Origin of the sequence: Streptomyces sp. NBC_01334 (genome assembly GCF_035983595.1) — a bacterium.
GTDB classification, from domain to species: Bacteria; Actinomycetota; Actinomycetes; order Streptomycetales; family Streptomycetaceae; genus Streptomyces; species Streptomyces coriariae.
The window spans coordinates 2,725,037-2,738,255 of record NZ_CP130718.1 but is presented as its reverse complement, the minus strand read 5'-3'; the positions used below and the strand labels follow the sequence as shown (position 1 = coordinate 2,738,255).

At 70.4% G+C, this 13,219-nt stretch carries 9 protein-coding genes; 7 read left to right on the top strand and 2 right to left on the bottom strand.

Annotated features, from left to right (window positions below):
• Window positions 1-72 precede the first annotated feature (72 nt).
• Together OG736_RS12440 and pepN are read left to right on the top strand one after the other, a co-directional pair.
• Window positions 73-426, top strand: coding sequence for a chorismate mutase (locus OG736_RS12440; protein WP_327182484.1), 354 nt, complete (start codon window positions 73-75; stop codon window positions 424-426).
• A gap of 171 nt (window positions 427-597) precedes the next feature.
• Complete coding sequence (gene pepN / locus OG736_RS12435; RefSeq protein ID WP_327182483.1) at window positions 598-3,078, top strand: aminopeptidase N; 2,481 nt, start codon at window positions 598-600, stop codon at window positions 3,076-3,078.
• A 73-nt stretch (window positions 3,079-3,151) separates the two neighbouring features.
• Here the strand turns inward: pepN and sigJ are convergent, their stop codons facing one another.
• The gene (gene sigJ, locus OG736_RS12430) at window positions 3,152-4,090 is read right to left on the bottom strand and encodes an RNA polymerase sigma factor SigJ (RefSeq protein WP_327182482.1); all 939 of its coding nucleotides are present in this window, start codon (window positions 4,088-4,090) and stop codon (window positions 3,152-3,154) included.
• 150 nt (window positions 4,091-4,240) lie between these two features.
• Here sigJ and OG736_RS12425 point away from each other — a divergent pair, with 150 nt between their 5' ends.
• The 3 genes from OG736_RS12425 (at window position 4,241) to OG736_RS12415 (ending at window position 8,797) form a co-directional block, all read left to right on the top strand.
• Window positions 4,241-5,341 (top strand): nuclear transport factor 2 family protein, encoded by a 1,101-nt coding sequence (locus OG736_RS12425; RefSeq protein WP_327182481.1) that lies wholly within the window; start codon window positions 4,241-4,243, stop codon window positions 5,339-5,341.
• A 679-nt stretch (window positions 5,342-6,020) separates the two neighbouring features.
• On the top strand, window positions 6,021-7,379 hold the full coding sequence (locus tag OG736_RS12420; protein ID WP_442817026.1) for a pyridoxal phosphate-dependent decarboxylase family protein: 1,359 nt from the start codon (window positions 6,021-6,023) through the stop codon (window positions 7,377-7,379).
• Window positions 7,376-8,797 (top strand): lysine N(6)-hydroxylase/L-ornithine N(5)-oxygenase family protein, encoded by a 1,422-nt coding sequence (locus tag OG736_RS12415; RefSeq protein ID WP_327182480.1) that lies wholly within the window; start codon window positions 7,376-7,378, stop codon window positions 8,795-8,797. Before OG736_RS12420 ends, OG736_RS12415 begins: the two co-directional genes overlap by 4 nt.
• Before the next feature lie 126 nt (window positions 8,798-8,923).
• Here OG736_RS12415 and OG736_RS12410 read toward each other — a convergent pair whose 3' ends face one another.
• On the bottom strand, window positions 8,924-10,735 hold the full coding sequence (locus OG736_RS12410) for a bifunctional metallophosphatase/5'-nucleotidase (RefSeq protein ID WP_327182479.1): 1,812 nt from the start codon (window positions 10,733-10,735) through the stop codon (window positions 8,924-8,926).
• A 149-nt stretch (window positions 10,736-10,884) separates the two neighbouring features.
• Between OG736_RS12410 and OG736_RS12405 the strand changes: the two genes are divergently transcribed.
• The gene (locus OG736_RS12405; protein WP_327182477.1) at window positions 10,885-11,586 is read left to right on the top strand and encodes an SIMPL domain-containing protein; all 702 of its coding nucleotides are present in this window, start codon (window positions 10,885-10,887) and stop codon (window positions 11,584-11,586) included.
• Window positions 11,587-11,777: 191 nt separating this feature from the next.
• Entirely contained in the window at window positions 11,778-13,214 is a 1,437-nt protein-coding gene (gene pyk / locus OG736_RS12400; protein ID WP_327182476.1) for a pyruvate kinase, read from the top strand.
• The last annotated feature ends 5 nt before the right edge of the window (window positions 13,215-13,219 follow it).

Below are 13,219 nucleotides of genomic sequence, written 5' to 3'. Positions count from 1 at the left end.
GAGAACCCGATTCCACTGTAAGGGCAGGCCACCCCCGGAGCGGGCCCGGCGGACGCACTAGGGTGAACGCCCATGACCACCAGCAACACCCCCGGCCCCGGAGACGTCGACCCCGCCGTCCGCGAGGAGCTCGCCCGGCTGCGCGACAGCATCGACAACATCGACGCGGCCGTCGTCCACATGCTCGCCGAGCGCTTCAAGGCCACCCAGCAGGTCGGCCACCTCAAGGCCCGCCACCAGCTGCCGCCCGCCGACCAGGCCCGCGAAGCCCGCCAGATCGCCCGGCTGCGCACCCTCGCCGAGAACGCGAAACTCGACCCCGCGTTCGCCGAGAAGTTCCTCAACTTCATCATCGCCGAGGTGATCCGCCACCACGAGCGCATCGCCGAGGACACCGTCAACGGCCCCGCCGCCGCACCGAACTGACCCACGCGGCGGGCGCTACTGGCGGTGACCGGCCGGACACGACCCGTCGGCGCCGCCCGCCGCACCCGCACCACCCGCCGACCGGCACGGCGCTCCGGCGCGAGAAGGGACATAGGGCACGTACCGATCCGCCCCTGTGCCCGGCCAGCGGTATCAGGCAGCATGTCGTTCATGTCCGTACTGACGCGCGACGAAGCGCAGAGCCGTGCCAAGCTCCTCGACGTCCACCGCTACACCATCGAGCTCGACCTGACGACCGGCGACGAGACCTTCGAGTCCAGCACCGTCATCCGGTTCGCCGCGCGCGCCAACGGGGACACCTTCGTCGAGGTCAGGCCCGCGACACTGCACTCCGTCACCCTCGACGGCGAGCCCCTCGACCCGGACACCCTGGACGGCAACCGGCTCCCCCTCGAGAACCTCACCGCCGGCGACCACGAACTGCGCGTCCGGGCGAGCATGCGCTACTCCCGCACCGGCGAAGGCATGCACCGCTTCACCGACCCCACCGACGGCGAGACCTACCTCTACACCCAGCTCTTCATGGAAGACGTCCAGCGCGTCTTCGCCGCCTTCGACCAGCCCGACCTCAAGTCCGTCTTCGAGCTGACCGTCAAGGCCCCCGAAACCTGGACCGTCCTCGCCAACAGCATCACCGAACACCTCGGCGAAGGCCGCTGGCAGGCCGCCCCCACCCCCCTCATCTCCACCTACCTCGTCGCCGTCGCCGCCGGCCCCTGGCACTCCGTCACCACCGAGCACCAGGGACTCCCCTTCGGCCTCCACTGCCGCCGCTCACTGGCCGCCCACCTCGACGCCGACGCCGACGAACTCCTCGAGATCACCCGGCAGTGCTACGACCGCTACCACGAGAAGTTCGAGGAGCCCTACCCCTTCGACTCCTACGACCAGGCGTTCGTGCCCGAGTTCAACGCCGGCGCCATGGAGAACCCCGGCCTCGTCACCTTCCGCGACGAGTTCGTCTACCGCTCCGCCGTCACCGACACCGAACGCCAGACCCGCGCCATGGTCATCGCCCACGAGATGGCCCACATGTGGTTCGGCGACCTCGTCACCCTCCAGTGGTGGGACGACATCTGGCTCAACGAGTCCTTCGCCGAGTACATGGGCTACCAGACCCTCACCGAAGCCACCCGTTTCACCGACACCTGGACCGACTTCGGCGTCGCCCGCAAAGCCTGGGGCTACGAAGCCGACCAGCGCCCCTCCACCCATCCCGTCGCCCCCGAGAACGTCGACGACACCGCCTCCGCCCTCCTCAACTTCGACGGCATCTCCTACGCCAAGGGCGCCTCCGCGCTACGGCAACTCGTCACCTGGCTCGGCGAGAAGGACTTCCTCGCCGGCATCAACACCCATTTCGCCCGCCACCGCTTCGCCAACGCCACCCTCGCCGACTTCATCGACTCCCTCGCCGCCCACACCGACCGCGACGTCCACGCCTGGGCCGACGCCTGGCTGCGCACCACCGGCGTCGACACCCTCACCCCCACCCTCCACGGCAGCAACGGCGACCACAGCCTCACCATCACCCACCACGGCAGCCGCCCGCACCGCGTCGCCGCCGGCCTCTACGACCTCGACCTCACCGACGCAGGCAGCCTCACCCTGCGCGAACGCCTCGAGATCGACATCCCGCAGAACGCACCCCAGCCCATCGGCAAGCGCCCCGCCCTGGTGCTCCTCAACGACGGCGACCTCACCTACACCAAGGTCCGCTTCGACCCCGCCTCCTCCGAAACCGTCCGCACCAGCCTGTCCGGCCTGCCCGACCCGCTCACCCGCGCCGTCGTCTGGAACGCCCTGCGTGACGCCGTCCGCGACGGCGACCTCGCCCCCACCGCCTACCTCGACGCCGCCCGCGCCCACCTCCCCAGGGAAACCGACCTCGCCCTCGTCCAGGGCGTCCTCGCCTACGCCTCCGCACAGGTCGCCGACCGCTACGTCACCCCCGAGCAGCGCCCCGCCGCCGTCGCCACCCTCTCCGCCCTCTGCCGCGACCTCATCCGCCGCACCGAGGACGGCGACCACCCCGGCCTGCGCCTCATCGCCGTACGCCACTTCATCGACGTCGCCGCCCACCCCGACACCATCGCCGCCTGGCTCGCCGACGGCACCGTCCCCGGCGGCCCCGAACTCGACCCCGACCTGCGCTGGCGCGTCCTCGCCCGGCTCGCCGTCCTCGGCGCCACCGACGAGCGCGCCATCGCCACCGAACTCGACCGCGACCCCTCCGCCACCGGCCGGGAAGGCGCCGCCCGCTGCCGCGCCGCCCTCCCCGACGCGGACGCCAAACGCACCGCCTGGGCCGCCATGTTCGACGACGACACCCTCTCCAACTACCTCTTCACCGCCACCGCCCAAGGCTTCTGGCAGCCCGAACAGAGCGACCTCGTCGCCGACTACGTCCCCCGCTACTACCGGGACGCCGTCACCCTCGCCGCCCGCCGCGGCCCCGCCATCGCCGAAGCCGCCGGCCGCTGGGCCTTCCCCACCCACGCTGTCACCCCCGACACCCTCCGCCTGGGCGAGGAATGCCTGGCCGACGCCGACCCCATCCCCGCCCTGCGCCGCAAACTCGTCGACCAACTCGACGACCTGGCACGGGCGTTGAGGGTGAGGGAGGCGTAGGGACACCACGGGCAGCGCGGGCAATCGCGGGCGGGGCGGGTCACCCCGACGCTGCGGCCTGGCGGATCGCTCCTCAGTCGATCCGCCAGGAACGGAGCTTCTCGGGGTTCCGCACCGCCCAGATACGCCTGATCCGGTCGCCCGCGATCTCGAACGCGAACACGGTCGCGATTCTGCCGTCCTGCCACGCCACCAAGCCGGGCAGACCGTTGACCGTGCGCTCCAGGAACGTCGTACGGTCGCCCGACACACGGCGGATCTCGGCGTACGCACGCGCGATCTGCTCACCGCCCTCGATCGGACGCGGGTGGGTGACGGCCAGCCCGCCACCGTCGGCGGTCGCGGTCGCGTCGGGGTCGAGCAGACCGACCAGCGCCTCGATGTCCCTGGCCTCCCACGCCGCCCTGAACCGCCTGACGATGTCGGCCTGCCCGGCACTCGGACCCGCCGAGGCCTGCACACCGCGGATACGACGGCGCGCGGACGAGGCCAGTTGGCGGCACGCCGCCGGAGTCCGGCCGACGACCCCGGCGACCTCACCGAAGGGGTAGCGGAAGACGTCGTGCAGGACGAACGCGACACGCTCGGCCGGGGTCATCGAATCGAGGACGACCAGGAACGCCATCGTCACCGACTCGTCGAGGGTGACCCGGTCCGCCGGATCGATCCCGCCACCGCCGGAACGCCCGGTGATCCACTCCGTGGGCTCGGGCAGCGGTTCCGGGATCCAGTCACCCACATACGTCTCCCGCCTGGCCCGCGCCGAGCCGAGCAGATTCAGACAGATGCGGCCGGCCACCGTCATCAGCCAGGCACCGGGCGACTCGATGGCCTGCTGCTCCCGCGCGGACAGGGCATACCAGCGGGCGTAGGTCTCCTGCACGACGTCCTCGGCGTCCGCCACGGACCCGAGGAGCCGATAGCCGAGATTGATCAGCCGACGCCGCTCGCTCATGATCGCACCGAGATCCGGATCGCTCCGATCGTCGTCGTGCTCGCCTCTGGTGGTCATCGTCCGGCCGTCTCCCTCGCTCGCCTCTGTGCCTCTACCCCTTACGACAGGACAGCGCATCGGAATGTCAGGCCGACGCGCCGCCTCACATTCCGACGCGCTGCCTTGTCGTACCGGTGAGGACGACGACAAGACGGAGAGGTGACGTCCATGAACGACTTCCAGGCCATCGCGGACCGCGTCGAGATCGAGGCGCTGCGCGGCGAGTTCACCGACGCGGTGATGATGCGCGACCGACCCCGCCTGGCATCGCTGTTCACACCGGACGGCGCGCTGCGCATGCCCAACATCCCCGCCGAGATGGTCGGCCGCGAGGAGATCCGCGCCCAGGGCGAACGGCTGCAGAGCCAGTGGGACTTCTTCGTACAGAACACACACCCCGGCACGATCGTCCTCGACGGCGACACCGCGACCGGCCGCGCCTACATCCAGGAACTCGCGCGCACCCTCGACGGACGCCAGGGTCTGAACTACGCCGTCTACCACGACCGCTACCGACGCACCGCGGAGGGCTGGAAGTTCGCCGAGCGGGTGTACGAGGTCAGATACCTCGACACCTCCCCGCTGGCGGGCACCGCACCCCAGGCGGCACGCGATGTTGCGACCGACCCGGCAGCCGCCACGGCCACCCCCGCTCCGGCCGCGTCCTTCGCCGACCCGGCACCGGCCGAACAACTGGAGCGGGCAGCCGCCGCGCTGCGTGCCAACGGCTTCACCGCCGAGATCCTCGACGACGCCGCGGCCGCGCGCGCCCGCATCAAGGACCTGCTCCCCGAGGGCGCCTCCGTGCTCACCGGAGCCAGCGAGACCCTCCGGCTCTCCGGCATCGACGAGGACATCAACGCCGGCGGCCGGTACGACGCCGTCAGGCCGCGCATCCTGGCCATGGACCGTGCCACCGGCGCCGACGAGATCCGAAGGCTGGCCGCCTGCCCTGAATTCGTCGTCAACAGCGTCGCCGCGGTCACCGAGACCGGCTCGCTCGTTCTCGCCTCGGGCAGCGGCAGCCAACTCCCCGCCAACGCGGGCGGAGCCGCCCACGCGGTCTGGATCGTCGGCGCGCAGAAGGTGGTGCCCGACCTGAGCACAGCACTGCGCCGCGTCGAGGAACACGCCCTCCCACTGGAGAACGTCCGCGCCCAGGCGGTGTACGGGATGCCCAGCGCCGTCAACCGCCTGCTCGTCCTCAACGCCGAACCCCGCCCGGGGCGCGGCACCGTACTGCTTCTCCGAGAAGCCATCGGATACTGACCCGGCGCAGGGCCCATCGAGCCACGGGCTCGGAGCCGGTCACCGAGAGCCGCGACCCGGACGGTGGCTTCGCATTCGCAGAGGACCGCGAGCCCGCCGCACCGGGTCGCCACGGCCCGGTCCCGCTCGAGGCGGCCGACCACCACCCACCCACACCGAGCCCACACCCCGAACACGCACCCTGGCAGCCCTCCCGACGACGACGCCCCCGGCTCTGACGCCGGGTCCCCCCGGCCCCGGGGCCAGGTCCCGTGCACCGCCCCGGCCCCGGCGCCACGAACCACTCCGGCTGAGGCGCCAGGTCCCGCCCCGGCCCGCAGTGCCAGGTCCCTGCCTCCGGTCCCGGCGCCAGGTTCCGCCCCGGCCGTGGCGCCAGGTCCCGCCGGCCCCGGGGTCAGGTCCCGTGCACCGCCCCGGCCGGACACCAGGTCCCACTCCGGCCGCGGCGCCGGCCCCGCCACGGCCGCGGCGCCAACCCCCGCCCGGCCGCGGCGCCAGCCCCCGCCCGGCCGTGGCGCCAGGTCCCCCGGCCCCGGTGCGGCCTCCCGCGCCGGGGCCGCAGGCGCACATCCCCCTTTAGGGTTCCGATCACCGGATCTTCCGGGCGCGCCCCCGCAATCCCCGACAAGCTGGCACTCCCCGCTGCGGGCACCCGCCCTCGCGTCCCGGAGGAGCCCCCGTGAGCATGCCGCCCCTCGCCTCAGGACCCGAAGGCCCCGACGCCCTAAGGCCGTTGCTCGCCACCGTCCTCGACGCCCTCGCCACCGGCACCCGGGCCCGCGGCGGACCACTGCCCGCAGGCGGCCCCCAAGCGGTCGCCACCCGGCTACGGCACGCCGTGGGGGAGGTGCTCCCCGAACACGGCGACCCCACCGCCCTCGCCACCCTCGTCCACGCCCTCGCCGAAGGCGCCGCCGACCCCGCCGACCCCCTCTGCGCAGCCCACCTGCACTGCCCACCCCTCGCCGTCGCCACCGCCGCCGACCTCGCCGTCTCCGCCCTCAACCCCTCCCTCGACTCCTGGGACCAGGCACCGGCCGCCTCCGAAGTGGAGGCCCTCGTGACACGGACACTCGCCGCACAGGCCGGCATGGCCGACGCCCTCGTCACCACCGGCGGCACCGAAGCCAACCACCTCGCCCTCCTCCTCGCCCGCGAGACTCACGGCCCCACCCTCACGCTCGTCTGCGGCGCCAACGCCCACCACTCCCTGCCCCGCGCCGCATGGCTCCTCGGCCTCCCCGAACCCGTGATCCTCCCCACCCCCACCGGCACCCTCGACCCCACCGTCCTCACCCATACCCTCACCACCCTGCCCGGCCCCCTCCTCGTCGCCGCCACCGCCGGCACCACCGACGCCGGACTCATCGACCCCCTCCCCGCCATCGCCGCCCTGACCACCACCCACGGCGCCCGCCTCCACATCGACGCCGCCTACGGAGGCGGCCTCCTCTTCAGCGACCGCCACCGCCACCTGCTCACCGGCCTCGACACCGCCCACACCGTCACCCTCGACCTGCACAAACTCGGCTGGCAGCCGGTCGCCGCCGGGCTCCTCGCCGCCCGCGACGCACACGACCTCACCGCCCTCCACCACCACGCCGACTACCTCAACGCCGACGACGACACCGAAGCCGGCCTCCCCGACCTCCTCGGCCGCTCCCTGCGCACCACCCGACGTCCCGACGCCCTCAAGATCGCCGTCACCCTCAAGACCCTCGGCCGCACCGGCCTCGGCGCCCTCGTCGACCAAGTCTGCGCCCACGCCAACGAGTTCGCCGACCTCGTCACCGCACACCCCGGCTTCGAACTCCACGCCCCACCCACCATCAGCACCGTCCTCTTCCGCCCCACCGGCGCCACCGACGACACCGTGGCCGAGATACGCCGCCACCTCCTCACCCACGGCCACGCCGTCCTCGGCCGAGCCCGCCTCGACGACCGGCTCTGGCTCAAGGCCACCCTCCTCAACCCCCACACCCGCCCCCACGACCTGGCCGCCCTCCTCGACCTGGTGGAAGGAAACACCCCCCGATGAACACACCCCCACACTTCACCGCCGACACCCCCCGCGACCTCGTCGGCATCGGCATCGGCCCCTGCAACCTCTCCCTGGCCGCCCTCGCCCACCCCCTCGCCGAACTCGACGCCGTCTTCTACGAACAACGCCCCCGCTTCGACTGGCACCCCGGCCTCCTCATCGACGGCGCCCGCATCCAGGTCCCCTTCCTCGCCGACCTCGTCACCCTCGCCGACCCCACCAGCCCCTGGACCTTCCTCAACTACCTCAAAACCCACCAGCGCCTCTACCCCTTCTACTTCGCCGAGCGCTTCCACACGCAACGCGCCGAATACGACACCTACTGCCGCTGGGTCGCCGACCAACTCCCCGGCCTCCACTTCCGCCACCAGGTCGACGCCGTCCGCTGGAACCCCGAACGCGACGTCTTCGAAGTCGACCACACCCGACTCGGCACCGAAGGCGAAGCCGAAGCCCTCGGCCGCACCCACACCCGCAACGTCGTCCTCGGCATCGGCACCGAGCCCTACGTCCCCGACGCCCTCCGCCCCCTCGTCGACACCCCCGGCGTACCCGTCGTCCACGCCGCCGACTACCTCACCCACCGCGACACCCTCCTCGCCGCCGGCCACATCACCGTCGTCGGATCAGGACAGTCCGGCGCCGAAGTCTTCCTCGACCTCCTCCGCCACCGCCCCACCGGCCGCGAACAACTCCACTGGATCGGCCGCACCGACGCCTTCGCCCCCATGGAGTACTCCAAACTCGGCCTCGAACACTTCACCCCCGACTACACCCGCTACTTCCACGCCCTCCCCGAAAGCACCCGCGACCGCCTCACCGCCGCCCAATGGCAACTCCACAAAGGCATCGACGCCACCACCCTCGCCGCCATCCACGACGAGCTCTACCAGCGCACCCTCGGCGGCGGCTGGCCCGACACCGTCCTCACCCCCGGCGTCCGCGTCCGCACCGCAGGACGCATCGCCACCACCAAGATCGAACTACACCTCGAACACATCCAGCAGAACACCCGCACCCGCCTCACCACCGACGCCGTCGTCCTCGCCACCGGCCACCGCGAACGCCCCCTCGACCGCGTCCTCGCCGGCCTCGACCCCTACATCCGTCGCGACAACAGCGAACGCCCCCGCGTCGACGAACACTTCCGCCTCGTCCTCGACCCCTCCGTCACCGCCACCGGCTGCAACATCTACCTCCAGAACGCCGAACGCCACACCCACGGCGTAGGCGCCCCCGACCTCGGCCTCGCCGCCTGGCGCGCCGCCACCATCCTCAACACCCTCACCGGCAAAGAGACCTACCCCCTCCCCACCCGCACCGCCTTCACCACCTTCGGACTCGAACAACCCCAACCCCGAGTCCCCGCGGCCCGACAGGCACCCACCCTCACCCCCCTCGTCGACCGACGCTGAGAGCCACACCCGACACCCACGGCCCACAGCCCACGCACGCGAAAGGCGGTGCTCCCACAGCGACCGACCCGGCCACCGCACGAAACACCGCCCACCGCCCAGCGGGACTACACGACTGCGGAACCCCTAGAAGACCGGCGTACCGTCACGCGTCAGCTTCCAGTCCACCGACGCGAAGTCCTTCGGGTCCAGCACACCCTTCGCCGTCACCCACTCCGAAATCCGCGTACGGATCTCCGTCGACTCCGACCACAGCTCCTGCGCCGACGCCACATGCGGGAACGCGCCACCACCATTGGCCCGGTAGTTGTTCACCGCCAGCACGAACTGCTGCGCATCGTCCAACGCCGCCCCGTTGTACGTCAGGTTCTTGATCCGCGAACCCGCCGCCTGCGCGATGTCGATCTCGTACACCAGACCCGACACATAGTCGTAGTTGTAGTCCGGACGACCCGCCGCGTTCGTCAGCTTCTCCGTGTCGACCACCGCACCCGCAGCCGTCTGCACGAAGTACTGCGCCGAATACTCCAGGTACGCCCGCACCTGCGCACCCGTCATCAACTTCGCCACCAGCGTGTTGTCGTAGACGTACAGGCTCGACAGATCCCGGATCGTCACCTGACCGGCCGGGATCTCCGACGTCCGCGAGAACGGCGACGCCTGCGCGATCACCGGCAGCGACGCGTACGACGTACCGGCCAGCGCCGCCTTGACGACGTCCTCCTGCACCTTCGTGATCAGGTCGATGATCGGAGCGTCCTTGTACCGCGCCTCCACCGTCGTCAACGTCTCCGTCGCCGAACCGACCACCTGGTTGACGTACGCCACGACCTTCGCGTGCTCGTCACCCAGCAACTTCGTGATCTTCGGGTCGTCCGCGACCGAGTTGGAGTTCAGCACCTTCGAGGAGACGGACTCGACCGTCCACCGCCCCTTCTCGAACACCAGCTCGACATCGAACACCGACAGCCGCTCCGCATACGCCAACGGCTCCGACAACACGACCGTCTTCCCGGTCTTCGCGTTGACGACCTTCAGCTCCGGAATCTCCACATGCGCATGACCCACCAGCACCGCATCGATGTCCGGCACCTGCTGCGCCACCAACGCCGCCGAGTTCTCCACATACGGCAGCTGATCACCGTACGACGACGTACCCGACGAACCCGAGTGCGCCGACACGATCACCACGTCCGCACCCAGCGACTTCAGCTTCGGCACCCACTTCGCCGCCTGCTCCTCCAGCCCCGGGAACGCCAGCTTGCCCTGCACATACGCCTTGTCCCAGATCGCGATACCCGGGTTCGTCAGCCCCAGCACGGCCACCTTCACCGGCGGCGCACCCTTCACACAGAACGTCTTGATCACATAGGGCGCGAACGCCGGCTTCAGCGTCTTCGCATCCACCGCGTTCGCACCGAGCAGCGGGAACCGCAACTGCGACTCGAACTTCCGCAGCGTCTCGATGCCGTAGTTGAACTCGTGGTTGCCCAGCGCCGCCGCGTCGTACCCGATCGCGTTCATCGCCTGCGCCATCGGATGCACCGGACCACCCTTGGCGGTGATCGGGTCCACCTTCGCGTAGTAGTACGTCAGCGGAGTGCCCTGGATCGTGTCACCCGCGTCCAGCAGCAGCGTGTTCTCGCGCCCCTTCTCCTTACGGATCTGGTTCACCAGCGTCGAGATACGCGCCAGCCCCTGCGCGTTACCGGCCGCGTCCTTGTACTCCGCGTCCTTGAAGTAGTCCCAGTTGAACACGTGACCATGCAGATCCGTCGTCCCCAGCACCGTCAGCGCATACCGCTTCGGCTGCTTGACCGGCTTCCCCGGCTTCTTCGCCTCGGCGGCCCGCGCCGGAGCCGCCGCAGCACCCGCGATCGCCACCCCCGCCCCGGTCACAGCGGACTTCTTCAGGAACTTCCGGCGATTCAACGGCATGTCTCATGCTCCTCGGGGAAAGGTCAACGACGCGCGTAGATTCTGACCCGGACACGACCGACGGCAACAGGTCCAGGAGGTTGCGATCTGATGACCAGCACGGTCAACTCCCGCCAGGGACCGGGGAAAGCCGTGACAAGGTAGGACGTATGACCTCCCCGCAGAATCCCCCGTACGGCACCCCCGAAGCCCCCCTCCTCACGGTCCGCGGCGAGGCCGAACTCGAAGTCGACCCCGAGATCGCCCGCATCGGCATCACCATCACCGCCCGCGGCCGCGACCGCCGCACCACCCTCGACGACCTCACCCGCCGCAACACCACCGCCCTCGACCTCGTGAAGTCCTACGGCGACGCGGTCGAGAACCTCTCCACCGGAGCCGTCTCCCTCACCCCCGAACTCACCCACCGAGGCCGAGGCGAACGCGTCCGCACCTACCACGGCACCATCCACCTCACCGCCGAACTCACCGACTTCACCGCCCTCGGCGAGCTCACCACCCGCCTCGCCGACCTCGACCTCACCAGGATCGACGGCCCCACCTGGGAACTCCGCCCCACCTCACCCGTCCACCGCCAAGCCCGCCAACAAGCCGTACGCGAAGCCGTACAGCGAGCCGACGAATACGCCGAAGCACTCGGCACCACCGTCGCCGCCCTCCTCGAACTCGCCGACACCGGCACAGCCGGCGGACGCCCCCGCGCCGCCTTCGACCGCCGCGCCGTCCGCTTCTCCATGGCCGCCGCCGACACGGACACCACCGCACCCGAACCCCTCGACCTCGAACCACAACGCATCCAGGTCCACGCCGAGGTCCGCGCGCAGTTCACGATGAATCCACCGAGCCGGTGAATTCACCCATTCGGGGAAGCCGCGGCAGGAGTCGCAGCAAGAGCCGGAGGAAAACCGAAAAGTGCTCATCAGAGCGGCAGCCCGCACAATTTATTAATTGACGGCAGACGACAACAACCCTTCACCCAAAGGTTGTTGGACGGCCATGCCCTCCGAATTCCCTACCCACCGGTAAGACATAAGCTCGAAACATGCGCCGAGCAAAAATCGTCTGCACCCTGGGCCCCGCCACCGACACATACGACCAGATCAAAGACCTGGTCGACGCCGGAATGGACGTAGCCCGCTTCAACCTCAGCCACGGCGGCCACGCCGAGCATGAGGAGCGCTACCAGCGCGTCCGCAAGGCCTCCGACGAAACCGGCCGCAGCGTCGGCCTCCTCGCCGACCTTCAGGGCCCGAAGATCCGCCTCGGCAACTTCGCGGAAGGCCCCGTACTCCTTGAACGCGGCGACACCTTCACCATCACCGTCGAAGAAGGCGTGGAAGGCGACCGCCACAGATGCGGCACCACCTACGCCGGCCTCGCAGCCGACGTCACCACCGGCGAACGCATCCTCGTCGACGACGGCAAGGTCTGCCTCGAAGTCACCGACGTCGACGGACCACGCGTCCACACCCGTGTGATCGAAGGCGGCGTGATCTCCGACCACAAGGGCCTCAACCTCCCCGGCGTCGCCGTCTCCGTCCCCGCCCTCTCCAAGAAGGACGAGGACGACCTCCGCTGGGCGCTCCGCACCGGCTTCGACGTCATCGCCCTCTCCTTCGTCCGCAGCGGCCGCGACATCGTGGACGTCCACCGGATCATGGACGACGAAGGCCGCCGCCTCCCCGTCATCGCCAAGATCGAGAAGCCCCAGGCCGTCGAGAACATCGACGACATCGTCGCCGCCTTCGACGGAATCATGGTGGCCCGCGGCGACCTCGGCGTCGAGATGCCCCTCGAACAGGTCCCCATCGTCCAAAAGCGCGCGATCAAGCTGGCGAAGCGCAACGCCAAGCCCGTCATCGTCGCCACCCAGATGCTCGACTCCATGATCGAGAACTCCCGCCCCACCCGCGCCGAAGCCTCCGACGTCGCCAACGCCGTCATCGACGGCACCGACGCGGTGATGCTCTCCGGCGAGACCAGCGTCGGCAAGTACGCCATCCAGACCGTCCGCACCATGGCGAAGATCGTCGAAGCGGCCGAGGAGGACATCCTCGCCAAGGGCCTGCCCGACCTCACCGCCAACAACAAACCCCGCACCCAGGGCGGCGCCGTCGCCCGAGCCGCCGCCGAGATCGGCGACTTCCTCGACGCCAAGTTCCTCGTCGCCTTCACCCAGAGCGGCGACACCGTCCGCCGCCTCTCCCGCTACCGCTCCCCGATCCCCCTCCTCGCCTTCACCCCGGAACCGGCGACCCGCTCCCAGCTCAACCTGACCTGGGGCGTCGAGACGTTCCTCGGCCCGCACGCGGACTCGACGGACGCGATGGTCGACCAGGTGGACGAGCTGCTGCTGAGGTACGGCCGCTGCGAGAGGGGCGACGTGGTGGTCATCACGGCGGGTTCGCTCACCGGCGTCTCGGGCTCGACCAACCTGGTCCGCGTCCACCACGTCGGAGAGGACGACAGCCCGAAGTAAGGGGA

What these genes read in the sequence shown, in the direction of transcription:
- OG736_RS12440 (WP_327182484.1), top strand. Translation starts at nt 73, where the DNA reads ATGACCACCAGCAACACCCCCGGCCCCGGAGACGTCGACCCCGCCGTC.
- pepN (WP_327182483.1), top strand. Translation starts at nt 598, where the DNA reads ATGTCCGTACTGACGCGCGACGAAGCGCAGAGCCGTGCCAAGCTCCTC.
- sigJ (WP_327182482.1), bottom strand. Translation starts at nt 4,090, where the DNA reads ATGACCACCAGAGGCGAGCACGACGACGATCGGAGCGATCCGGATCTC.
- OG736_RS12425 (WP_327182481.1), top strand. Translation starts at nt 4,241, where the DNA reads ATGAACGACTTCCAGGCCATCGCGGACCGCGTCGAGATCGAGGCGCTG.
- OG736_RS12415 (WP_327182480.1), top strand. Translation starts at nt 7,376, where the DNA reads ATGAACACACCCCCACACTTCACCGCCGACACCCCCCGCGACCTCGTC.
- OG736_RS12410 (WP_327182479.1), bottom strand. Translation starts at nt 10,735, where the DNA reads ATGCCGTTGAATCGCCGGAAGTTCCTGAAGAAGTCCGCTGTGACCGGG.
- OG736_RS12405 (WP_327182477.1), top strand. Translation starts at nt 10,885, where the DNA reads ATGACCTCCCCGCAGAATCCCCCGTACGGCACCCCCGAAGCCCCCCTC.
- pyk (WP_327182476.1), top strand. Translation starts at nt 11,778, where the DNA reads ATGCGCCGAGCAAAAATCGTCTGCACCCTGGGCCCCGCCACCGACACA.